This window comes from Pseudomonas sp. SWRI92, from assembly GCF_014268685.1.
GTDB lineage: Bacteria > Pseudomonadota > Gammaproteobacteria > Pseudomonadales > Pseudomonadaceae > Aquipseudomonas > Aquipseudomonas marvdashtae.
The window spans coordinates 423,491-446,722 of sequence record NZ_JABWQY010000002.1 but is presented as its reverse complement, the minus strand read 5'-3'; the positions used below and the strand labels follow the sequence as shown (position 1 = coordinate 446,722).

The 23,232-nt window shown below is 61.0% G+C and carries 22 protein-coding genes; 11 read left to right on the top strand and 11 right to left on the bottom strand.

Going from position 1 to position 23,232, the window contains the following annotated elements; all coding sequences use genetic code 11:
• Positions 1-191: 191 nt before the first annotated feature.
• From HU762_RS05350 to HU762_RS05330, 5 genes are all read right to left on the bottom strand, one after another.
• On the bottom strand, positions 192-1,160 hold the full coding sequence (locus HU762_RS05350) for a CDP-6-deoxy-delta-3,4-glucoseen reductase (RefSeq protein WP_186633854.1): 969 nt from the start codon (positions 1,158-1,160) through the stop codon (positions 192-194).
• Complete coding sequence (gene ubiD / locus HU762_RS05345; RefSeq protein ID WP_186612786.1) at positions 1,160-2,626, bottom strand: 4-hydroxy-3-polyprenylbenzoate decarboxylase; 1,467 nt, start codon at positions 2,624-2,626, stop codon at positions 1,160-1,162. The genes HU762_RS05350 and ubiD overlap by 1 nt, the downstream gene beginning before the upstream one ends.
• A 120-nt stretch (positions 2,627-2,746) precedes the next feature.
• Positions 2,747-4,006: a transcription termination factor Rho gene (gene rho, locus HU762_RS05340; protein ID WP_017845130.1), complete on the bottom strand. Its 1,260-nt coding sequence runs from the start codon at positions 4,004-4,006 to the stop codon at positions 2,747-2,749.
• 241 nt (positions 4,007-4,247) lie between these two features.
• A complete protein-coding gene (gene trxA, locus HU762_RS05335; protein WP_003206727.1) occupies positions 4,248-4,577 on the bottom strand; it encodes a thioredoxin TrxA in 330 nt (109 codons plus the stop codon).
• A 121-nt stretch (positions 4,578-4,698) separates the two neighbouring features.
• Positions 4,699-5,406 (bottom strand): FCD domain-containing protein, encoded by a 708-nt coding sequence (locus HU762_RS05330; protein ID WP_186633852.1) that lies wholly within the window; start codon positions 5,404-5,406, stop codon positions 4,699-4,701.
• Between the two features lie 253 nt (positions 5,407-5,659).
• On the opposite strand from HU762_RS05330, the gene HU762_RS05325 reads away from it, so the two are divergent.
• The 5 genes from HU762_RS05325 to ppx all read left to right on the top strand — a co-directional run bounded on the left by HU762_RS05325 (position 5,660) and on the right by ppx (position 10,189).
• Positions 5,660-6,445 carry a transporter substrate-binding domain-containing protein gene (locus tag HU762_RS05325; RefSeq protein WP_186633849.1) on the top strand — a complete coding sequence of 262 codons (786 nt, stop codon included), beginning with the start codon at positions 5,660-5,662 and terminating at the stop codon, positions 6,443-6,445.
• Positions 6,446-6,466: 21 nt separating this feature from the next.
• Positions 6,467-7,135, top strand: a complete 669-nt coding sequence (locus HU762_RS05320; protein WP_186633846.1) for an amino acid ABC transporter permease — start codon at positions 6,467-6,469, stop codon at positions 7,133-7,135.
• On the top strand, positions 7,132-7,782 hold the full coding sequence (locus HU762_RS05315) for an amino acid ABC transporter permease (protein ID WP_186633843.1): 651 nt from the start codon (positions 7,132-7,134) through the stop codon (positions 7,780-7,782). Before HU762_RS05320 ends, HU762_RS05315 begins: the two co-directional genes overlap by 4 nt.
• A complete protein-coding gene (locus HU762_RS05310; RefSeq protein ID WP_030138144.1) occupies positions 7,769-8,503 on the top strand; it encodes an amino acid ABC transporter ATP-binding protein in 735 nt (244 codons plus the stop codon). Before HU762_RS05315 ends, HU762_RS05310 begins: the two co-directional genes overlap by 14 nt.
• A gap of 183 nt (positions 8,504-8,686) precedes the next feature.
• A complete protein-coding gene (gene ppx / locus HU762_RS05305) occupies positions 8,687-10,189 on the top strand; it encodes an exopolyphosphatase (RefSeq protein WP_186633840.1) in 1,503 nt (500 codons plus the stop codon).
• Positions 10,190-10,414: 225 nt separating this feature from the next.
• On the opposite strand, the gene ppk1 is transcribed toward ppx, so the two are convergent.
• Together ppk1 and hemB are read right to left on the bottom strand one after the other, a co-directional pair.
• A complete protein-coding gene (gene ppk1 / locus HU762_RS05300) occupies positions 10,415-12,631 on the bottom strand; it encodes a polyphosphate kinase 1 (RefSeq protein WP_186633836.1) in 2,217 nt (738 codons plus the stop codon).
• 17 nt (positions 12,632-12,648) lie between these two features.
• Complete coding sequence (gene hemB, locus HU762_RS05295; RefSeq protein ID WP_186633833.1) at positions 12,649-13,662, bottom strand: porphobilinogen synthase; 1,014 nt, start codon at positions 13,660-13,662, stop codon at positions 12,649-12,651.
• Between the two features lie 204 nt (positions 13,663-13,866).
• On the opposite strand from hemB, the gene HU762_RS05290 reads away from it, so the two are divergent.
• Entirely contained in the window at positions 13,867-14,490 is a 624-nt protein-coding gene (locus HU762_RS05290; RefSeq protein WP_186633830.1) for a DedA family protein, read from the top strand.
• Here the strand turns inward: HU762_RS05290 and HU762_RS05285 are convergent.
• On the bottom strand, positions 14,471-15,706 hold the full coding sequence (locus HU762_RS05285) for a sterol desaturase family protein (protein WP_186633827.1): 1,236 nt from the start codon (positions 15,704-15,706) through the stop codon (positions 14,471-14,473). The genes HU762_RS05290 and HU762_RS05285 overlap by 20 nt on opposite strands.
• Before the next feature lie 122 nt (positions 15,707-15,828).
• On the opposite strand from HU762_RS05285, the gene elbB reads away from it, so the two are divergent.
• On the top strand, positions 15,829-16,497 hold the full coding sequence (elbB, locus tag HU762_RS05280) for an isoprenoid biosynthesis glyoxalase ElbB (RefSeq protein ID WP_186612767.1): 669 nt from the start codon (positions 15,829-15,831) through the stop codon (positions 16,495-16,497).
• A 24-nt stretch (positions 16,498-16,521) separates the two neighbouring features.
• Here elbB and HU762_RS05275 read toward each other — a convergent pair whose 3' ends face one another.
• A complete protein-coding gene (locus HU762_RS05275; protein ID WP_186633824.1) occupies positions 16,522-16,977 on the bottom strand; it encodes a YaiI/YqxD family protein in 456 nt (151 codons plus the stop codon).
• Positions 16,978-17,001: 24 nt separating this feature from the next.
• Positions 17,002-18,900, bottom strand: coding sequence for an FTR1 family protein (locus HU762_RS05270; RefSeq protein WP_186633821.1), 1,899 nt, complete (start codon positions 18,898-18,900; stop codon positions 17,002-17,004).
• A gap of 312 nt (positions 18,901-19,212) precedes the next feature.
• On the opposite strand from HU762_RS05270, the gene HU762_RS05265 reads away from it, so the two are divergent.
• The 4 genes from HU762_RS05265 to HU762_RS05250 are packed head-to-tail and all read left to right on the top strand — an operon-like array spanning position 19,213 to position 22,377.
• Positions 19,213-20,607: a hypothetical protein gene (locus tag HU762_RS05265; RefSeq protein ID WP_186633818.1), complete on the top strand. Its 1,395-nt coding sequence runs from the start codon at positions 19,213-19,215 to the stop codon at positions 20,605-20,607.
• An 18-nt stretch (positions 20,608-20,625) separates the two neighbouring features.
• Entirely contained in the window at positions 20,626-20,994 is a 369-nt protein-coding gene (locus HU762_RS05260; protein WP_186633815.1) for a YcfL family protein, read from the top strand.
• 48 nt (positions 20,995-21,042) lie between these two features.
• Positions 21,043-21,630, top strand: a complete 588-nt coding sequence (lpoB, locus tag HU762_RS05255) for a penicillin-binding protein activator LpoB (protein ID WP_186612758.1) — start codon at positions 21,043-21,045, stop codon at positions 21,628-21,630.
• A 3-nt stretch (positions 21,631-21,633) separates the two neighbouring features.
• Positions 21,634-22,377 (top strand): penicillin-binding protein activator LpoB, encoded by a 744-nt coding sequence (locus HU762_RS05250; protein ID WP_186633812.1) that lies wholly within the window; start codon positions 21,634-21,636, stop codon positions 22,375-22,377.
• A gap of 160 nt (positions 22,378-22,537) precedes the next feature.
• On the opposite strand, the gene HU762_RS05245 is transcribed toward HU762_RS05250, so the two are convergent.
• Entirely contained in the window at positions 22,538-23,170 is a 633-nt protein-coding gene (locus tag HU762_RS05245; protein ID WP_186633809.1) for a LysE family transporter, read from the bottom strand.
• Positions 23,171-23,232: the final 62 nt, after the last annotated feature.

The window sequence follows — 23,232 nt, the reverse complement described above, 5'->3', positions numbered from 1 at the left end:
ATCGACGGGAAGGTAGTACCCATTCCTGTGGCGAGGGGATTTATCCCCGCTGGGCTGCGCAGCAACCCTAATACAGTGAACTCAATCTTCCTGGCAGACTGAGGTGCCTGGTTTGGGGCTGCTTCACAGCCCAGCGGGGATAAATCCCCTCGCCACAAAAAGCTCATTGAACCCAGGTTGATGAACGCGGTTCAAGCCCGCGGCGCATACGCAAACACATCGGCACGCATCTGATGAGCGTCCATTCCAGCGCCCACGAGCGCATCGAGCGTGGCGTAGATCATCGCCGGCGAACCGCTGGCGTAGACATAGACCCCCGAAAGATCAGCGATATCCTCGCAGACGGCTTCGTGGAGCATGCCGCAGCGCCCTTCCCAGCCGCACAAATCGCTGACGACTTTGTGCAGGTACAGATTGGGCAGCGACTTCCATTCGTCCCAATGCTCGATCTCATAGAAATCTTCCGGACGCCGCACACCCCAATACAGATGCACCGGGTGCTTGAACCCCTGCGCGCGGCAGTGCTCGATCAGGCTGTGCATCTGCGCCATGCCGGTCCCGGCAGCGATCAAGACCAGCGGGCCATCCGGCAGCTCGGACAGATGCGTGTCACCAAAAGGCATCTCGATGCGCACGTTGGGGTTGCGCTGCAGCTGGTCCAAAAGGCTCTGCGCACTGCTTTCGCGCACCAATACATGCAATTGCAGGTCGCGCCCCGAATGCGGTGCAGAAGCCAGGGAGAACGCTGACTTCTCACCGTTCTCCCGCTCAATCATCAAATACTGCCCCGCGTGGTAGCGCGGCGGCTTGCCCGCTGGCGCACGCAGGCGTACCCGCCAGACATCGCCGCCCACTTCGGCGCACTCGGTAACCTGGCATGCCAGGCTGCGTACCGGCAACTCACCCGGCGCCAGCACGCCATCCCATAGCAGCACGCAATCCTCCAAGGGCTCGGCGATGCACGTAAAGATCTCACCGTGATCACGCACCTCTCCGGCCTGCTCCACGCGGCCCTCCACCAGCAACGCGCCACACACGTGACAGTTGCCATTGCGGCAGCTTTGCGGGCATTCGTAGCCCAGGCGCCGGGCGCCATCGAGAATCCGCTCGGCCGGCTGTATCTCCAGCACCGCGCCGGAAGGCTGCAACGTTACACGCATCAATCTATTCCTAACTGATTCCAGATGGCATCGATCCGTTGGGTAACGGCTTCATCCTTGACGATAACCCGGCCCCATTCACGCGTGGTCTCACCGGGCCATTTATGCGTGGCATCGAGCCCCATCTTCGACCCCAGGCCGGACACCGGCGAGGCGAAGTCGAGATAATCGATCGGTGTGTTCTCGATCATTACCGTGTCGCGCTTGGGGTCCATGCGCGTGGTGATGGCCCAGATCACATCGTTCCAGTCTCGTGCGTTGATATCGTCGTCAGTGACAATAACGAACTTGGTATACATGAATTGTCGTAAAAACGACCAAACGCCCAACATGACTCGCTTGGCATGCCCTGGATACGACTTCTTCATGGTCACCACGGCCATGCGATACGAGCAGCCTTCCGGTGGCAGGTAGAAATCGGTGATCTCCGGGAATTGCTTCTGCAGGATCGGCACGAACACTTCGTTCAGCGCCAGGCCGAGGATCGCCGGCTCATCGGGTGGACGACCCGTGTAGGTGCTGTGATAAATCGGCTTGATCCGGTGGGTGATGCGCTCGACGGTGAACACCGGGAAGCTGTCGACTTCGTTGTAATAGCCGGTGTGATCGCCGTAAGGACCTTCGTCAGCCATTTCGCCCGGGTGGATCACGCCCTCGAGAATGATCTCGGCCGTGGCCGGTACTTGCAGATCGTTGCCACGGCATTTCACCAGTTCGGTGCGATTGCCCCGCAGCAGGCCGGCGAATGCATATTCGGAGAGGCTGTCGGGCACGGGCGTGACGGCGCCAAGAATGGTCGCCGGGTCTGCACCCAGGGCCACCGATACCGGGAAGGGCTGGCCGGGGTGCTTTTCGCACCATTCGCGGTAATCCAGCGCACCACCGCGGTGACTCAGCCAACGCATGATGACCTTGTTGCGGCCAATCACTTGCTGACGGTAGATACCGAGATTCTGGCGGTCCTTGTTTGGCCCCTTGGTGACGGTCAGGCCCCAGGTGATCAGCGGCCCGACGTCGCCCGGCCAGCAGGTCTGCACCGGAAGCATGGCCAGGTCGACATCGTCGCCTTCGATTACCACTTCCTGGCAGATTGCGTCCTTGACGACTTTCGGCGCCATGGAAATGATCTTGCGGAAAATCGGCAGCTTCGACCAGGCGTCCTTCAGCCCCTTCGGCGGCTCGGGTTCCTTGAGGAATGCCAACAGCTTGCCGATTTCGCGCAATTCGCTGACCGCCTCGGCGCCCATGCCCAGGGCCACGCGCTCCGGCGTGCCAAACAGGTTGCCCAATACTGGAATGTCGTAGCCGGTCGGGTTCTCGAACAGCAGCGCCGGGCCTTTTGCGCGCAAGGTGCGGTCGCAGACCTCGGTCATTTCCAGCACAGGGGACACGGGCACCTGGATGCGCTTGAGCTCGCCGCGCTGTTCCAGACCGCTGATAAAGTCGCGCAAGTCGCGATACTGCATGCAAAGCCTCATGGTGACCGTGACGTTCGGGGGCCCCGAGTTTAACGCCGCCCGTTCAGAATAGTGAATGCACAGATAGCAAAAAGCCGGGTTTCCCCGGCTCTTGCTGGCCTGTTCGACTTACTTGCGTTTCATCGACAGGAAGAACTCATCGTTGGTCTTGGTCGTCTTCAGCTTGTCGATCAAGAACTCGATGGCTGCCACCTCATCCATTGGATGCAGCAGCTTGCGCAAGATCCACATGCGCTGCAACTCGTCATCGGCGGTCAGCAATTCTTCGCGACGGGTGCCGGAACGGTTGATGTTGATGGCCGGGAACACACGTTTCTCGGCGATGCGACGGTCCAGGGGCAGTTCCATGTTGCCGGTACCCTTGAACTCCTCGTAGATCACTTCGTCCATCTTCGAGCCGGTTTCAACCAGCGCGGTGGCGATGATGGTCAACGAGCCGCCTTCTTCGATGTTCCGCGCGGCACCGAAGAAACGCTTCGGTTTCTCCAGGGCATGGGCATCGACACCACCGGTCAGCACTTTGCCGGAGCTCGGGATCACAGTGTTGTAGGCACGGGCCAGACGAGTGATGGAGTCGAGCAGGATCACCACGTCCTTCTTGTGCTCGACCAGGCGCTTGGCCTTCTCGATCACCATCTCAGCTACCTGCACGTGGCGGGTCGGCGGCTCGTCGAAGGTCGAGGCAACCACTTCGCCGCGCACGGTGCGCTGCATCTCGGTCACTTCTTCCGGACGTTCGTCGATCAGCAGCACGATCAGGTGAACTTCAGGGTTGTTACGGGCAATGTTGGCTGCGATGTTCTGCAGCATGATCGTCTTGCCCGCTTTCGGCGGTGCCACGATCAGGCCGCGCTGGCCTTTGCCGATGGGTGCGCACAGGTCGATGACACGACCGGTGAGGTCTTCAGTGGAACCGTTGCCGGCTTCCATCTTCATGCGCACGGTCGGGAACAGCGGCGTCAGGTTCTCGAAGAGAATCTTGTTCTTTGCGTTTTCCGGACGGTCGAAGTTGATCGTGTCGACCTTGAGCAGGGCGAAATAACGCTCGCCTTCCTTCGGAGGTCGGATCTTGCCAACGATGGTGTCACCGGTGCGCAAGTTGAAGCGACGGATCTGGCTCGGCGAGACGTAGATATCGTCTGGGCCGGCAAGGTAGGAAGCGTCTGCGGAGCGGAGAAAGCCGAAGCCGTCCTGGAGAATCTCCAGCACGCCATCACCGGAGATTTCCTCGCCGCTTTTCGCGTGCTTCTTGAGCAGGGAGAAAATCACGTCCTGCTTGCGCGAACGGGCCATATTTTCTATGCCCATCTGTTCGGCCAATTCGAGCAGTTCGGTAATCGGCTTTTGCTTGAGTTCAGTCAGATTCATATAGGAATGACGTAATCATTTATGGAGGGGGGAAATTAAGCTTTTGGCTTAATGAGGCCGCGCCGCGGAGAAGGCGACAGGATCGCGTACTTATTCGAAAGGAGAGCGTCGGCGACGGCTTGCAGGGGGCACTGGAGAAACCAGTGCGGGGCCGAATGTACCACCTGGGTTTGCCAGCGTCTAGCCCCGGATAACGAAAAAGCCCCGCGATTTGCGGGGCTTTTCCAGTGGCATTCGGCGCTTAGATGTTGGCGTCGAGGAAAGCAGCCAGTTGTGACTTCGACAGCGCGCCGACCTTGGTGGCCTCGACGTTGCCGTTCTTGAACAGCATCAGCGTCGGGATACCGCGCACGCCGTGCTTGGCCGGGGTTTCCTGGTTCTCGTCGATGTTCAGCTTGGCAACGGTCAGCTTGCCTTTGTAGGTCTCGGCAATCTCGTCCAGGACCGGAGCGATCATTTTGCAAGGACCGCACCACTCAGCCCAATAGTCGACCAGTACCGCGCCTTCGGCCTTGAGTACGTCAGCTTCGAAGCTAGCGTCGCTAACGTGTTTGATCAGATCGCTGCTCATGGAAATCTCCGGGGTCATCAGCAAAAAAACGTGGCCCATCATAGCTGCCCTTCCCGGGTTCAGGAAGCCGCAGTTGATTGAGTCTCGCTATGACGCTTGATGGCTTTAGGTATGGCTCGCCTCACGAAGCGGCAGGCGCAACGAAAGAAATACCGGTACGCAGGGCAGCGTTACGTACATGTTCCTGCATGGCTTTTTGCGCGGCGCCCGAAGCGCGACGAGCCAGGGCGCGAAGGATCTTGCGATGCTCCTGCCAGGTCTCCATCGCCCGCTCCGCCCTGATGAACGGTAGCTTCTGACTTTCCAGGAAGATCTCGGCGCTGGCGGTAAGAATGCTCAGCATCGCCTGATTGCCACTGGCCAGGAGGATCTGTCGATGAAAGTCGAAATCCAGCCGCGCTGCGGCGTCGAAGTCCCCCGCCTTCAACTCCCGGCGCATGGCTTGGAGATTGTCATCCAGCGTATCGAGGTCATCGGCGCTCAACGTCACCGCCGCCAAACCGGCCGCAAACCCCTCCAGGGCATAACGCAGTTGGAAGATATCCACAGGCGAAACCTGGGACGCGAACGGCCAGCCAGGCGCCGAGTTACTGACGAGCACCGTTGCCGGTGATTGCACGAACACCCCTTTGCCCGGTTGGACACTGATCATCCCCAGCGCACTCAACGACGAAAGCGCCTCGCGCAACGACGCTCGACTCACGCCCAACTGCAGCGCCAGGTCCCGTTGCGAAGGCAGCGAATCCCCCGGACCGAAGCCTTGGTCGGCGATCAATTTGCGAATGGCTTGCAGCGCCACTTCAGGAACGGCACGGGAGATGGAATTCATGTTTTTCAGACGAACCAGGCCAGTGAGCGGCTAGTTGTAAAGCTATTCACAGCGCCCGGCAAGTCGTGCCCCAGCGGGGTTCGGCGGTCAATACCAACGCCCGATAAAGGTGCAAAACCCTGCGCAACTGTTCAGACCAGTAAGACCGCGCCCCACCAGCAAACTCGTGGCTTTTGGAGGACAAACGGCTGCTTGGCATGGCCTGTGCTCTGTCCGAACGCAGAAATCACATCACCGATTGCGGAGATTCGCCATGATTCAGCGTTGCAGCGTTCTGCTCACTGCCCTGTTTGCCAGCCTGATGCTCACCCAGCTGCCTGCCCACGCCGATGGCCTGGAGGACGTGGTCAAGCGCGGCACGCTCAAGGTCGCGGTGCCGCAGGACTTCCCGCCATTCGGCTCCGTAGGGCCGGACATGAAGCCCCGCGGCCTGGACATCGACACCGCTAAATTGCTGGCCGACCAACTCAAGGTCAAGCTTGAACTGACCCCGGTCAACAGCACCAACCGCATTCCGTTCCTGACCACTGGCAAAGTCGACCTGGTGATATCCAGCCTGGGCAAGAACCCGGAGCGAGAAAAAGTCATCGACTTCTCCAGCGCCTATGCGCCGTTCTACCTGGCTGTGTTCGGCCCGCCTGATGCCGCAATCAATGGCCTGGATGACCTCAAGGGCAAGACCATCAGCGTCACCCGTGGCGCCATCGAAGACATCGAGCTGAGCAAAGTCGCCCCCGAAGGCACCACCATCAAGCGCTTCGAAGACAACAACTCGACCATCGCCGCCTACCTGGCCGGTCAGGTGGACCTGATCGCCAGCGGCAACGTGGTCATGGTCGCGATCAGCGAACGCAACCCCAAGCGCGTCCCGGCGTTGAAAGTCAAACTCAAGGATTCACCGGTGTACGTGGGCGTGAACAAGAACGAGCCGGCGCTGTTGGACAAGGTCAACCAGATCCTCGCCACCGCCAAGACCGATGGCAGCCTGGAGAAAAATTCCCAGACCTGGCTCAAGCAGCCGCTGCCGGCCGACCTTTGATCGTCGCTTGAGAGGCTGAGCATGGCTTATCAGTTCGATTTCCTGCCGGTGGTGCAAAACACCGAGCTGCTGTTGCGCGGCGCGCTGTTCACCCTGGAGCTGACGGCCATCGGCGCGTTGCTCGGGGTCGGCCTGGGCATCGTCGGGGCGGTGGTGCGGGCCTGGAATATCCGTCCGTTCGCGGCGATCTTCGGCGCGTACGTGGAATTGATCCGCAACACGCCATTCCTGGTTCAACTGTTTTTCATCTTCTTCGGCTTGCCGTCCCTGGGCTTGCAGATTTCCGAATGGCAGGCCGCGGTGTTGGCGATGGTAATCAACCTTGGCGCGTATTCCACCGAGATCATCCGCGCCGGCATCCAGGCCATCCCACGGGGTCAACTGGAGGCCGCGGCAGCCTTGGCGATGAGCCGCTTCGAAGCCTTTCGCCACGTAGTCCTGTTGCCGGCGCTGGGCAAGGTCTGGCCCGCGTTGAGCAGCCAGATCATCATCGTGATGCTCGGCTCCGCCGTCTGCTCGCAGATCGCCACCGAAGAGTTGAGCTTTGCCGCCAACTTCATTCAATCGCGCAATTTCCGCGCCTTTGAAACCTATGCGCTGACGACGCTGATCTACCTGTGCATGGCGCTGCTGATCCGCCAGTTCCTCAATTGGGTCGGGCGTCGCTACATCGCCAGGAGCAACCAATGAGCGATTTCACTTTCTGGGACGTGGTGCGCAACCTGCTCACCGGCCTGCAATGGACCCTGGCGCTGTCGCTGGTGGCGTTTATCGGCGGTGGCGTGATCGGCTTGCTGGTGATGGTGATGCGCATCTCCAAGCGCGCCCTGCCCCGTAATATCGCTCGTACCTACATCGAGCTGTTCCAAGGCACACCGCTGTTGATGCAGCTGTTCCTGGTGTTCTTCGGCGTGGCGCTGGCCGGGGTGGAAATTTCACCGTGGATGGCGGCGGCCATCGCCTTGACGCTGTTTACCAGCGCCTACCTGGCTGAGATCTGGCGCGGTTGTGTTGACTCGATTGCCAACGGCCAGTGGGAAGCCTCCGCGAGCCTGGCCCTCAACCCACTGGAGCAGTTGCGCTACGTAATCCTGCCTCAAGCCCTGCGTATCGCGGTGGCGCCGACCGTGGGCTTTTCCGTGCAAGTGGTCAAAGGCACGGCGGTGACGTCGATCATCGGCTTTACCGAGCTGACCAAGACCGGCGGCATGTTGGCCAACGCCACGTTCGAACCGTTCATGGTCTATGGCCTGGTCGCCCTCGGTTACTTCCTGCTCTGCTACCCCTTGTCCCTCAGTGCGCGCTACCTGGAAAGGAGACTGCATGCCTCTGCTTAGAATTACCGCCCTGCATAAATACTACGGCGATCATCACGTACTCAAAGGCATCGACCTGAGCGTCGAGGAAGGTCAGGTGGTGGCGATCATCGGCCGCAGCGGCTCGGGCAAATCCACCTTGCTGCGCACTCTCAATGGGCTGGAATCGATCAACGACGGCGTGATCGAAGTCGACGGCGAATACCTCGATGCCGCCCGCGCCGATTTGCGCAGCCTGCGGCAGAAAGTCGGGATGGTGTTCCAGCAGTTCAACCTGTTCCCGCACCTGACGGTCGGCGAAAACGTCATGCTGGCGCCGCAGGTTGTGCAAAAAGTGCCCAAGGCCAAGGCGGCCGAGCTGGCGCGGCAGATGCTGGAACGGGTCGGGCTCGGCGAGAAATTCGATGCCTTCCCGGACCGCTTGTCCGGCGGCCAGCAGCAACGGGTGGCGATTGCCCGCGCCCTGGCGATGTCGCCGAAGGTGCTGTTGTGTGACGAAATCACCTCCGCCCTGGACCCGGAACTGGTCAACGAAGTCCTCAGCGTCGTGCGACAGCTGGCCAAGGAAGGCATGACGCTGATCATGGTCACCCACGAAATGCGTTTCGCCCGGGAAGTCGGCGACAAACTGGTGTTCATGCATCAGGGCAAGGTGCACGAGGTGGGCGATCCCAAGGTGCTGTTCGCCGATCCGCAGACGGCGGAACTGGCGAACTTTATCGGAACGGTCGAGCCTGCCTGATCTCGAGGCCAAGCGCGGATTGAATGGATTTTGGGGCTGCTGCGCAGCCCAGCGGGAGCAAGCTCCCTCGCCACTGGGAGGCCACGCCAGCACTGCTCTGGCTCAAGGGTTTGGATCAGGTGCGTTGGCGTAAGCGGTCGATCGTGGCAGGATGGCAAGGTTATCGACCGAGACTTTTTGACCATGCCGCCATCCCAAGCCAAGAATCTGTCCCTGATTGCCGCCATCGACCTGGGTTCCAACAGCTTTCACATGGTCGTCGCCAAGGCCCAGAACGGGGAAATCCGCATTCTTGAGCGACTCGGCGAGAAGGTCCAGCTGGCCGCCGGCATCGATGAAGAGCGAAAGCTCAGCGAAGAATCGATGCAGCGCGGGCTTGATTGCCTGAAACGATTCGCCCAACTGATCAACGGCATGCCCCTGGGCGCGGTGCGGATCGTTGGCACCAACGCCCTGCGCGAGGCGCGCAACCGTGGCGAGTTCATCCGTCGCGCCGAGGAAATCCTCGGCCATCCAGTTGAAGTCATTTCCGGCCGTGAAGAAGCCCGCCTGATCTACCTGGGCGTTTCCCACACGCTGGCGGACACCCCGGGCAAGCGCCTGGTGGCGGATATCGGCGGCGGCAGTACCGAGTTCATCATCGGCCAGCGCTTCGAGCCGCTGCTGCGCGAAAGCCTGCAGATGGGCTGCGTCAGCTACACCCAGCGCTACTTCCGCGACGGCAAGATCACCCCGGCCCGCTATGCACAGGCTTATACAGCGGCGCGCCTGGAGATCATGAGCATCGAACACGCCCTGCACCGCCTTACCTGGGATGAAGCCATAGGCTCGTCAGGGACCATCCGCGCCATCGGCCTGGCGCTCAAGGCGGGCGGGCATGGTTCCGGCGAGGTCAATGCCGAGGGGCTGGCCTGGCTCAAGCGCAAGGTGTTCAAGCTCGGTGATGCGGACAAAATCGATTTCGAAGGCATCAAGCCCGACCGCAGGGCGATCTTCCCGGCGGGCCTGGCGATTCTCGAGGCGATTTTCGATGCCCTCGAACTGCAACGCATGGACCATTGCGAAGGCGCCCTGCGTGAAGGCGTGCTGTATGACCTGCTGGGCCGCCATCATCACGAAGACGTCCGCGAGCGCACCTTGGGCTCGCTCATGGAGCGTTATCACGTCGATCAGGAACAGGCAGCCCGAGTCGAGCGCAAGGCGCTGCATGCCTTCGACCAGGTGGCCGAGGACTGGGACCTGAACGACGGCATCTGGCGCGAGTTGCTGGGTTGGGCCGCCAAGGTCCATGAGGTGGGCCTCGATATCGCCCACTATCACTACCACAAACACGGCGCGTACCTGATCGAGCACTCGGACCTGGCGGGTTTCTCCCGGGAAGACCAGCAAATGCTCGCGTTATTGGTTCGCGGTCACCGGCGCAATATTCCCAAGGATAAATTTGCCGAGTTCGGCGATGACGGCATCAAGCTGATTCGCCTGTGCGTGTTGCTGCGCTTCGCAATCCTGTTCCACCACATCCGCGGTACTCAGGAAATGCCTCAGGTGGTCCTGCGGGCCGATGGCGATGAACTGGACGTGCTGTTTCCTGAAGGCTGGCTGGAAGAGAACCAACTGACCCAGGCCGACTTCGCCCAGGAGGCGGAATGGCTGACCCGGGTTGGGATTGGGCTGAACATTCACTGATTGCTCGCTGGAATCGTGGCTTAGCTGCAATCCATTGTGGCGAGGGGATTTAGCGAAACGTCGCACCGCCCCGCTGGGCTGCGAAGCAGCCCTAAAACCTGGCAGCGCGGTGCATCAGATCCACTGAGCCCAACCTCTCAGGGGCTGCTGCGCAGCCCAGCGGGGATAAATCCCCTCGCCACAGCAAGCTCCCTCGCCACAAAAGCCAAGCGCGTCTCCGAGCGTTTAACGAACCGCCAACACCGGGCTGCTCAGGCGATCCAGCAAGGTCGCCTGGGCGCTGCGCGGGTTCTGGTTGCCGGTCGGCGTGTTGCGGATGTAGCGGCCATCCGACTGCAGGCTCCAGCTGTGGGTATTGTCGGTGAGGTAGCTTTCCAACTCTTTCTTGACCCGCAGGATCAGCTTCTTGCCTTCCACCGGGAAGCAGGTCTCGACACGCTTGTCGAGGTTGCGCTCCATCCAGTCGGCGCTTGAGAGGAACATCTGCTCCTCGCCGCCGTTGAGGAAGTAGAACACCCGCGTATGCTCCAGGAATCGCCCGATGATCGAGCGCACGTGGATGTTGTGGGAAACCCCTGGGATGCCCGGTCGCAGGCAGCACATGCCGCGCACCACCAAATCGATACGCACGCCCGACTGGCTGGCCTTGTACAACGCACGGATGATCTTCGGATCGGTCAGCGAATTGAACTTGGCGATGATGTGCGCCGGCTTGCCCTCCAGGGCGAACTGCGTCTCCCGGGCGATCATGTCGAGCATGCCTTTTTTCAGGGTGAACGGTGCGTGCAGCAGCTTCTTCATACGCAAGGTCTTGCCCATGCCAATCAACTGGCTGAACAACTTGCCGACGTCTTCGCACAAGGCATCGTCGGAGGTCAGCAGGCTGTAGTCGGTGTACAGGCGGGCGTTGGCGGCGTGGTAGTTGCCGGTGCCCAAGTGGGCGTAACGCACGATTTCACCGGCTTCACGGCGCAGGATGAGCATCATCTTGGCATGGGTCTTGTAGCCGACCACGCCATAGATCACCACCGCACCGGCCGCTTGCAGACGGCTGGCCAGCTGCAGATTGGATTCCTCGTCGAAGCGCGCCCGCAATTCGATCACCGCCGTGACTTCCTTGCCGTTTCGCGCGGCGTCCACCAGGGCATCGACGATTTCCGAATTGGCGCCGCTGCGGTACAGGGTCTGGCGCACCGCCAACACATGGGGATCCTTGGCGGCCTGGCGCAGCAAGTCGACCACGGGCGTGAACGACTCGAAAGGGTGCAGCAGCAGAATGTCCTGCTTGCTGATCACGCTGAAAATGTTTTCGCTGTTCTGCAGCAGTTTCGGGATCTGCGGCGTGAACGGCAGGTATTGCAGTTCCGGATGGCTGTCCAGGCCGGTGATGCTGAACAGTCGGGTCAGGTTGACCGGGCCGTTGACCTGGTACAACTCGGTTTCATGCAGGTTGAACTGCTTGAGCAGATAGTCGGACAGGTGTTTCGGGCAGGTGTCGGCCACTTCCAGGCGCACCGCATCGCCGTAGCGACGGGAGAACAGCTCGCCGCGCAGGGCGCGGGCCAGGTCTTCGACGTCCTCGGTGTCCACCGACAGGTCGGCGTTTCGGGTCAGGCGGAACTGATAGCAACCCTTGACCTTCATGCCTTGGAACAGGTCATCGGCATGGGCATGGATCATTGACGACAGGAACACATAATTGTCGCCTGGGCCGCCGACGTCTTCCGGCACGCGGATGATGCGCGGCAGCAGGCGCGGCGCTGGAATGATCGCCAGGCCGGAATCGCGACCAAAGGCGTCGATGCCTTCCAGCTCGACGATGAAGTTCAGGCTCTTGTTGACCAGCAACGGGAACGGGTGCGTCGGGTCGAGACCGATCGGGGTGATGATCGGCGCGATCTCGTCGCGGAAATAACGGCGCACCCAAGTCTTGATCTTGGTATTCCAGTTGCGGCGACGGATGAAGCGCACCTGATGCTTTTCCAGCTCCGGCAACAGGATGTCATTGAGAATCGCGTACTGCCGGTCCACATGACCATGGACCAGTTCGCTGATGCGCGCCAAGGCCTGATGCGGTTGCAGGCCGTCGGCGCCGGCCTGTTCACGGGCGAAGGTGATCTGCTTCTTCAGGCCGGCGACGCGGATTTCGAAGAACTCGTCCAGGTTGCTGGAAAAAATCAGCAGGAACTTCAGCCGCTCCAGCAACGGATAGGACTCATCCAGCGCCTGCTCCAGCACACGGATGTTGAATTGCAGTTGCGACAGCTCGCGATGGATGTACAGGCTGCTGTCATCCAGGTTCGGGATGGCAATCGCCGGTGCCGGGGCCGGCTCGGTGACGGCCGGGGGAGCGGGCTCCAGCTCCGGCGGGGTCTCGGCGATCTGCTCGACCACGGGTTGAGCGTCTTTTACGGCAACTTCAGAGAGTCCTTCGGTATTCATCGCAAGTTCCTGGGAGGCTATTTCTGCTCTCGTAACAATTGGGCGGCGCGCACGGCAAAGTAAGTCAGGATGCCATCAGCACCGGCGCGTTTGAAAGCGGTCAGGGATTCGAGAATCACCCCTTCGCTCAACCAGCCGTTCTGGATCGCCGCCATGTGCATGGCGTACTCGCCGCTGACCTGATAAACAAAGGTCGGCACTTTGAATTCTTCTTTGACCCGGCAAAGAATGTCGAGGTAAGGCATGCCAGGCTTGACCATGACCATGTCTGCCCCTTCTGACAAGTCAGCGGCCACTTCGTGCAGGGCTTCATGGGCATTGGCCGGGTCCATCTGATAAGAGGCCTTGTTGGCCTTGCCCAGGTTCAGGGCCGAGCCCACCGCGTCGCGGAACGGGCCGTAATAGGCACTGGCGTACTTGGCCGAGTAGGCCATGATGCGCACGTTGACGTGGCCTGCGACTTCCAGGGCCTCGCGGATCGCCTGGATGCGCCCGTCCATCATGTCCGACGGCGCCACCACCTGAGCACCGGCCTCGGCGTGGGACAGCGCCTGCCTGGCCAGTGCATCGACGGTGATGTCGTTCTGCACGTAGCCTTCTTCGTCGAGGATGCCGTCCTGTCCGTGGGTGGTGAACGGGTCCAGCGCCACGTCGGTGATCACGCCCAGTTCCGGGAAGCGCTCGCGCAGGGCACGGGTCGCGCGCTGGGCAATACCTTCCGGATTCCAGGCTTCGGCGGCGTCCAGCGACTTGAGGCCCGGCGGCGTGACCGGGAACAGCGCCAGCGCCGGGATACCCAGCTCGACCCACTCGGCCGCCGCTTCGAGCAGCAGGTCGATCGTCAGGCGCTCGACGCCGGGCATCGAGGCCACCGCTTCGCGACGATTCTCCCCGTCGAGCACAAATACCGGCAGGATCAGGTCATCGGTAGTCAGCACGTTTTCACGCACCAGCCGACGAGAGAACTCATCACGACGGTTGCGACGCAGCCGGGTGGCGGGGAACAGACGATTGGCGGGGGTAAAGCTCACGGCAGACTCCTGAGCCCGCAAACGGGCGAGCGTGACAGTTATAGGCGCACATTATGACGAACGTATGACAGTTGTGCTAAAGCGCGACCGGTAGTCGCAGGCATTGTCTTCTGTAGGAAATGTTCACGTCGAGACACATTTCGATACTTTCCTGAATGTGTCCGAAGGGTTAGGCTGCGCGTTCATTTCGCCAGCACCCAGACGATGCTCCAACAATTTCTGCATGACTTCGGCTACTTTGCCCTTTTTATCGGGACGTTCTTCGAAGGCGAAACCATCCTTGTGCTCGCAGGTTTCCTGGCGTTCCGTGGCTACATGGACATCAACCTTGTAGTGGTCGTGGCGTTTTGCGGCAGCTACGCGGGCGATCAGCTGTGGTATTTCCTGGGCCGCAAGCATGGGCGCAAGTTGTTGGCACGCAAGCCGCGCTGGCAACTGATGGGTGATCGCGCTCTGGAGCACATCCGCAAGCATCCGGACATCTGGGTCCTGAGCTTTCGCTTCGTCTATGGTTTGCGCACGGTGATGCCGGTTGCGATCGGCCTATCGGGCTATCCGCCGGGCCGCTACCTGCTGCTTAACGGCATCGGCGCGGCAATCTGGGCGACAGCGCTGGCCGCCGCTGCCTATCACTTCGGCGCGGTGCTCGAAGGCATGCTGGGCAGCATCAAGAAATACGAGCTGTGGGTTTTGGGTGCCTTGTTGTTGCTGGGCTTGGGCTTGTGGCTGCGTCGGCGCATCAAGAATGCGCGATTGGCCAAGAAAGTCCTTGAGGCCGAGCGCCTCGAACAAGCCAAGGCCGGCGAACCTACGACGCCAATCGAGTAAACCGGCTGCGGCAGCAGTACAGCCCGATGCCACTCACCAGGCTATAGCTAAGCAGCCCGACCCAAGCCACCGGGCTGGCCGGCCATAACCCGGCCAGCGGCGCCAGCCACACCAGTGGCAGGGCCAAAGCCAACCGCAGCAGCTCCAGCTTCAGTGCCCACGGGCGATTCTCCAGGGCCACGCCCAACACGAACAGACCGAACGCCACCGCGCCCCAACCCAGCACCAGGGCGCTGGCCGGCAGGCTGTTTTCCAGGTTCATCAAGTAACTGCCCAGGGCAATGTAGACGCAAAACTGCAGCGCTACGTACCACTGCTGACGCCCGTCCAAAGGCACGTCGAATTTGCGGAACTGGCTCAGGTCGGGCTTGTTCAGCGGGTACCTGGCCGCCACGTCCGCTGGCCGCCAGCCGGTGGGCATGAACCAGATCCGCAGCTTGTCCCACCAGCGTTCGGCGCGACGGGCATCGGCCCATAACTGCGCATAGAACTGCAGGTTTGCCCATAGAGGGTTCCAGCTCGCCAGCGGCGTGGTCACGCCAAAAATCACCGGCTCGCGATCGTCTTCTTCCTGAAAGGTACCGAACAGACGGTCCCAAATAATGAACACACCGCCGTAGTTGCGATCCATGTAGAGAGGGTTCTGTGCATGGTGGGCACGATGATTGGACGGCGTGACAAAGCACCACTCCAGCCAGCCGAGCTTGGGAATGTGCTGGGTGTGAACCCAGAACTGGTACAGCAGGTTCAGCGCGGCGACGCTGACGAACACCGTCAGCGGCACGCCCAGCACCGCCAGCGGCAGGTAGAAAATCCAGCTCAGCAAAAAACCGGTGCTGGTCTGGCGCAATGCGGTGGAGAGGTTGTAGTCCTCGCTCTGGTGGTGCACCGAATGAGCCGCCCAGAGAACGTTGCGCTCGTGGCCCAGGCGATGCAGCCAGTAATAGCAAAAGTCGTAGAACACAAAGGCGAAAACCCAGGCCCAGGCCTGATCGGGCGGCAACTCAAGGATCGCCAGGTGCTCCAAGGCAAAGGCGTAGGTCACCAGTCCCAGGCCTTTGGTCAGCAAGCCCGTGGTAGTCGACAGCACACCGGTGCTGAGGCTGTTGATGGCATCCGCTACGCGATAGTGACTCATGCCACGCCAGCGGTCGGCCAGCCACTCGACGGCGATCAACACGAAGAAAAACGGCACGGCATACAGGATGAAATTCATGATGCGACCCGGGCATGCACAGCAAGGAGAGAGTGGCAGATTAGGTGTAGCTGCCAGATCCACCTATGGCAACGAGTGACAAATTAGTGGACATTTAACGCCATGAATCTGGAGAAAAGCCCATGAGCAAAAAAGTAGCAGTGATCCTTTCCGGCTGTGGCGTGTATGACGGCGCCGAGATCCACGAAAGCGTGATTACCCTGCTGCGCCTCGACCAGCGTGGCGCGCAGGTCCAGTGCTTCGCCCCCAACATTGCCCAACTGCACGTGATCAATCACCTGACCGGCGAAGAGATGCCCGAGAGCCGCAACGTCTTGGTGGAGTCGGCGCGTATCGCCCGGGGCAACGTGAAAGACCTGCGCGAAGCCAGGGTCGAGGATTTTGATGCGCTGATCGTGCCCGGCGGCTTTGGCTCGGCAAAGAACCTGTCCAATTTCGCCGTCGAAGGCGCTGGATGCAGCGTCCAACCAGAAGTCCTGGCACTGACCGAGGCCTTTGCCGAGGCCGGGAAGCCGGTGGGGCTGATCTGCATTTCACCCGCCCTGGCGGCAAAGATCTATGGCCCGGGAGTAACCTGCACCATCGGCACGGATGCCGACACAGCCGCGGCCGTGACCAAGATGGGCGGAACGCACGAGGAATGCCTGGTCACCGACATCGTTGAAGACACCGCGCGCAAACTGGTCAGCACGCCCGCCTACATGTTGGCGCAGAACATCAGCGAAGCTGCTTCAGGCATCAACAAGCTGGTGGACCGGGTGTTGGAACTGACGCACGAAAACGACGCCTGACACCATCCGACCCGGTGGGGAGACTCAGGACAAGCGGGCCAAACGCGTCAGTATCCGGTCCAGCGCATTGGCAAACCCCTGCTTGTCCCGTTCGCTGTAAGCCGCCGGGCCGCCGCCCATATGGCCTTGTTCACGCAGATCGGTGAACAGGTTGCGCACCGCCAGTCGATCGCCCATGTTCTGCGCGTCGAACTCCTTGCCGCGAGGATCCAGGGCAGCGACGCCGTTCTTCACGAGACGGTCGGCCAGCGGCACGTCGCTGCAAATCACCAGTTCGCCAGGCACGGCATGTTCCACCAGATAGTCATCCGCCGCGTCAGGACCACTGGGCACCACGATCAGCTTCACCAGCGCCAGGCCCGGCTTGGTCTGCGGTTGCCCGGCGACCAGCACCACCTCGAACTGGCGCTTCAAGGCGAACTTGACCACCAGCTCCTTCGCCGCCTTCGGGCAGGCATCGGCGTCGATCCATACACGCATTGTGTTGTTTCCTCATGTTGATGTTCAGGAAACCTGAACTCGACGCTTCTCCGCCACCCAGCTACGCCCGTACAACACAATGATGGCCGTGATCGCCACGGCCTGGGCCGCCAGTGAATATGCATCGGCATGGATGCCCAGCCAATCGAAGTCGAAAAAGGCCACCGGGTGCGTGCCGAAGATCCCGGCTTCCTGCAAGGCCTTCACCCCATGCCCGGCGAACACCACCGACAACGCGCATAGCAATGCAGCGTTGATGCTGAAGAACAGCGCCAGCGGCAGTTTCGCCGAACCTCGCAAAATCACCCAGGCCAACCCTACCAGCAGGACCAGCGCCGTCGCGCCGCCCGCCAGCACGGCGTCATGCCCGGCAGGACCTGCCTGCAGCCATAGGGTTTCGTAAAACAGGATCACTTCGAACAGCTCCCGATAGACCGAGAAGAACGCCAGGATCGCAAAACCGAAACGGCCACCGCCGCCCACCAGGCTGCTCTTGATGTAATCCTGCCAGGCCGCCGCGTGGCGCCGGTCGTGCATCCACACGCCCAGCCACAGCACCATCACACTGGCGAACAACGCGGTTGCACCTTCAAGCAGCTCCCGCTGCGCGCCGCTGACGTCGATCACATACGCGGCCAGCCCCCAGGTCGCCAGGCCGGCAAGCAGTGCCAGGCCCCAACCAACGTTGACGCTGCGAACCGCCGATTGCTGCCCGGTGTTGCGCAGGAACGCCAGGATAGCCGCCAGAACCAGAATCGCCTCCAGGCCTTCGCGCAACAAGATCAGCAAGCCCGAGATGTAGCTCAGCGACCAGCTCAAGCCATCGCCACCCAGCAGGCCCGCGGATTCCTTCAACTTGGCCTTGGCCATGTCCAGACGCTGTTCGGCCTGCTCGATTGGCAAGCCATCCTGCAAGGACTGACGGAACGCCATCAAGGCCTTTTCGGTGTCCTTGCGCACGTTGGCGTCGACGTTATCCAGGGAGCTTTCCACCAGCTCGAAGCCTTCCAGATACGCCGCTACCGATAAGTCGTAGGCTTGGTCATGATCACCGGCACGATACGCCGCGATGCTTTTATCCAATGTCGCGGCGGTATAGTCGAGCAACTGCGCCGGACCGCGCTGCACTTGTGGTGGCTGGGCCCGCTGGGCCCGGAATGTCGCCGCTGCCGCAGGCCCCTGGGCGGCGAGGATTTCGGCCGGGGTCTGGCGGGCCAGATCGGCAAGGTTGAAGGTCTGCTCGCCCTTGGCTGCAGCCGGGTCGGCGCTGAAGCTGGCAATGTAGGTCGCCAGGTCCCAGCGCTGACGGTCATCGAGCTGGTCGGCGAAGGCCGGCATGTCGGTGCCTTCGACGCCCATGCCCAATGTGTTGTAGATCGCATAGAGGCTCAGCCGATCCAGGCGTTGACCGTCGCGCAGGTTCGCGGGCGGCGGCTCCAGGCCGACGCCCGCCGGGCCGTCGCCGGCGCCGGTGTCACCATGGCAGACCGAGCAGTGCTGGGCGTACAGCGGCGCACCGCGGGTCGGATCCGGGGTGATGATCGGCGCCTGGCTGACTTCATACGCCACGGCCAGCCTTGCGCCCAACTGCCGCGCCAGGTGGGAAACGTCAACGCCGTCCTGGCGCTCGGTGATCGCCTTGCGCAAGGAATTGATGCCTTGACTCAACTCGGCCTTTTCCGGCTTGGCCGGCAGTGCGCCGACCAGCCCTTCCAACGCCCCGGTAAATTCAAGTTGCTCACGGTACTCAGCCTCGTCGATGACCTTTCCGGCCTCGACAGTCGCCGGGTAATCCGCCCCGATGTAATCCAACAAATGCAGGGCCTGAGGCGCACCTTCAACAGGGTCAGCCAGCAAGTTGGCACTGCACAGCGCAAGCAAGGGCAACGCCAACCAGGCCAGAAAACGAAACGGGGCAGTCATGAATGACTCTCGATCGGAAATAAGAAGTAACACATTGTTCACTTCCAATGCGCTTGGCTCAAGCACCGATGTGTTTTGCCCAAGCATTTTCATCGGATCTTCATGCTTTGAAGATGACATCACAAAAACATCATTTAGAAATCAAAAAGCCACTACGCAAACAAATCCACTGCTTATAATGCGCCGCCTTCTTATTAGAAGACGGCATAACAGCTCCTCTGGATTTGAGGAACCGACGGCGCACAAGCGCCTGTCCGTGGATCGCCCCAGCCCGACCCGCACACCCGGCTGATACTCAGGGAAGAAGTGTTCATGGCATCCCGTGCCCTTTTCTCGGTCGCCCTCGGCGCGATCACCTTGCTGTCCGGCTGCTCGGCGTTTCGCAACTACGACAGCGAACTGGCCCAGACCAATCAGCAACTTGCCTCTGGCAACGTCGACGCGGCGTTGACCCTGCTGGAAAAAAACAACACCAGCAAAGACAAAGACCTGCTCTATTTCTTCGAAAAGGGTGAGCTGCTGCGCGCCAAGGGCGACCTCTCTGGCAGCCAGGCCGCCTGGGGCAGCGCCGACCAGCAAGTCGGGCAGTGGGAAGACGCCGTCAAGCTCGATACCGCCAAGTACCTGGCGCAGTTCGGCAGTTTTCTGGTCAACGACAAAGTCCGGCGCTACGAGGGCTACGACTATGAAAAAGTCATGCTCACCACGCAGATGGCCTTGAACTTGCTGGCCGTGAACGATTTCGACGGCGCCCGGACGCAGATCAAGAAGACCCACGAGCGCGAAGCCGTGATCGCCGACTTGCGCGACAAGGAATATCTCAAGCGCGAGGAGGACGCCGAGAAGCAAGGGGTCAGGACCGAATACAAGGACCTGCGAGGTTATCCAGTGGCGAGCCTGGACGCCCCGGAAGTGGTGAGCCTGAAAAACAGTTATCAGAGCGCGTTCAGCCACTACCTGGCCGGTTTCGTCTACGAAGCCCTGGGTGAAAAAGACCTGGCCGCCCCAGGTTATCGCAAAGCCGCCGAACTGCGCCCCAACACACCGCTGCTGGAGCAGGCGCTGCTCAACCTCGACAAGCCTGCCGCCAAGGACGACGACAGCGATATTCTGATCGTGGTGCAGAGCGGCCTGGCGCCGTCCCGGGATTCAATCCGCATCCCGCTGCCCTTGCCCATCAGTGGAAATCTGGTCATCACGCCGTTGTCGTTCCCGCTGATCAAGCCAGACACGTCCACCGCTACCTTTACCCAGATCGGCGTCGACGGTCGCCAGCTGGACCTGACCCAGCTCAACAGCACCACCGCCATGTCGCGCCGGGCCCTGCGCGATGACATGCCGGGGATCATCCTGCGCACTTCCGTGCGGGCGATTACCCGTGGCGTGGCGCAAAAACAGATCAACGAAACCAACCCCCTGGCCGGCCTGGCCGTGGGCATTACCTCGGCCGTGCTCGAAGGCGCCGACACCCGGACCTGGCGCACCCTGCCGGATTACACCCAAGTGGTGCGCCTGCGCCTGAAGAGGGGCGAGCACCAAGTCACCCTGCCCAGTGCGGTAGGCGGCTCGGTGGTCAAGGTCAAGATCGACCAGCGTTACCAAGTCATCAGCCTGCGGGCGGTGGGCAACCAGGTCTTCGCCGGCGGCCTCGCGGCCCAGGTGATCCCCAGCGCCAACCCGACCGCCATCGCTCTCAAGCAACCTTAAGAACGGAGTCTTGTTCACATGCGTTTAAAACTGATCGCCGTCGGCATCCTGGCCTTGCTGGCCGGTTGCGCCACCCCGCCGCCGGAACCCGGCAGCGCCGCCAGCAAGGTCGTGGCGATGGGCAAGACCAAGAATATCGTGGTCGGCGCCATGCGCGTGGCCCGGGAAAACGGCTACATGACCGTCAACGTGCAGTTGAGCAACACCAGCTACAACAACAAGACCCTGTACTACCGCTTTGCCTGGCTGGGGCCGGAAGGGTTCCCGATCGCTGAAGAGGAAAGCTGGAAAACCCTGACGCTATACGGTGAACAGACGCGCTTCTTGCCGGCCATCGCGCCAACACCCAAGGCGGTGGATTTCCGTTTGGAAATCAATACCCCGTAAGGCTTGCCGGACAAAAAACCTTTTTTGCAGTTATTTGAGAGCACCCACATGTTTGTACGCATTTCATCCCTTGCCCTCGTCGCCCTGCTCGTTAGCGGCTGCGCCAACAATTCACCGGTCCTGGGCAACAAGAACATCAGCTATGGCGACACCAAGGCCGTGGAAACCGTCACCAACGAGTTCGGCTCCACCGACCTGCAGATGATCGCCGAATCCATGACCCGCTCCCTCGCCCAGTCCGGCGTCTTGCAGGGCCGTCCGGTGGTCCAGGTCTATGACGTGAAGAACAAGACCAGCGAGTACATCGATACCCGCGAAATCACAACCAGCATCAAGACCCAACTGATGAAGACCGGCGCCGCACGCTTTGCCAGCGACAACAACGCCATGGACAGCCAGGTCGACCAGCTCAAGCTGCAAAACCAGAGCGGCCTGTACAAGAAGAGCACCGTGGCCAAGACCGGCAACATGATCGCCGCCAAATATCGCATCGAGGGTTCCATCAGCTCGATCGTCAAGCGCAGCGAAGACTACAAGGACGTCTTCTACAAATTCAGCCTGCAATTGATCGACGTTGAAAGCGGTCTGGCCGAATGGATGGACGAGAAAGAAATCCGCAAGACGACGGAGCGCTAAGCCATGCGCACATGGATCGGCATAATGGCCCTGGCTTGCGCATTCAGCGCGCAGGCGGCCCCAAAAGTGGCGGTGACTGACCTGGCGTATCAGGAACGCGTGGAGGAATACATCCATACGGTTTCGGCCCAGAGCAATTTCCAGGCGAACGGCTACAGCGCCAGCGCTTCGTCGAGCTACGACGAGATGGAAGCCACCAGCAGCTACATCGAGCAAGGTGAACTGCGCAAGTTTACCGGTGACATCAAGGGTGAAATCCTGCGCAGCGGGATGTTTCAGCTGGTGCAGGGCACGCCGTATACCGCATCGTCCAAGGGCGACGTCTACGACGTGATCAAGCGAATCAAGGCGGGTAACTTCAAGGGCGCCGACTACGTGCTGTTCGGCACCGTGTCGGACATCGACTTCACCCGTGACATCAACGAACTCGGCACTGCAGACAGTTACTCGGCTGTGCTTGCGCTGACGCTGGTGGCCGATTTCAGCTTGATCAATACCAAGACCTTTGAAATCACCTCGGCTTTCACCGCCATGGGCGAAGGCCAGGACACCAAGCTGTTGAACCATCGGGACGTGCGCATAAGCCTCAATCGTCCGCGGGTGGTACGTGAGGCGTCCAAGGCCCTGGGAGAGGACGTGGCGCGGCAGATGAGCGAGCAGCTCGGCGGCCCGAGCCATGAACAGGCTGGCGAGCCGGTGCAGCGTAATAACCTGCCGAGGGATACCGTTCCGGTGATCCTGCGCTGAATCGCATTGCCAGATAACTGCTTTTCGTGGCGAGGGAGCTTGCTCCCGCTGGGCTGGTCCGACGCCTCGGGCGACGCAGCCCCAAGATCTTGCGAGCGCTGCGCACTCGAGCGGGGATAAATCCCCTCGCCACAAGGCGCTCTCGCCACAGTTGGTTGGTCTACACCGAAGCCTTGCGAATCGTCGCCAGCAGACCCGCTGCGCCGATGAACAGTCCGGCAAAGGTTCGGTTCATCCGCCGTTGCTGTTTCGGCGTGCGCAACAGGCGCAGGACCTTGGACGCCAGTCCGGTGTACCCGGCCATGACGACGAGGTCGACGCAGATCATGGTCAGGCCCAGGATCAGGTATTGCTTGATCAAGGGTACGTGGGGATCGATGAACTGCGGCAGCACCGCAAGCATGAACACCAAGGCCTTGGGGTTGCTGATGTTCACCAGGAAGCCTCGGAACACCAGCGCCAGCGGCTTGCCGATGGGCCGCACGGCCGCATCGTCGCTGAGGTCAGCGGGAATGGCCCGCCACTGCTTGACGCCCAGATAGACCAAGTACGCAACGCCAAACCATTTGATCGCGTAGAACGCGGTGGCGGACGCGGTGAGGATCGCGCCAACACCCGCCGCGACGATCACGATTTGCAGCGCCAGGCCCAATTGCAAGCCCAGGGCGTTCCAGTATCCGCGCCAGAAGCCGTATTGCAGGCCGCTGGACATCGATGCAATCGCACCCGCGCCCGGCGAAAGGCTGATAACCCAACAAGCGGCGAAGAACGCCAGCCACGTTTCCAGCAACATCGCACACCTCGGCTCAGACTCGTCGAAACGAATAAGCTAATGCGCCGCCGTGCGGATCACCA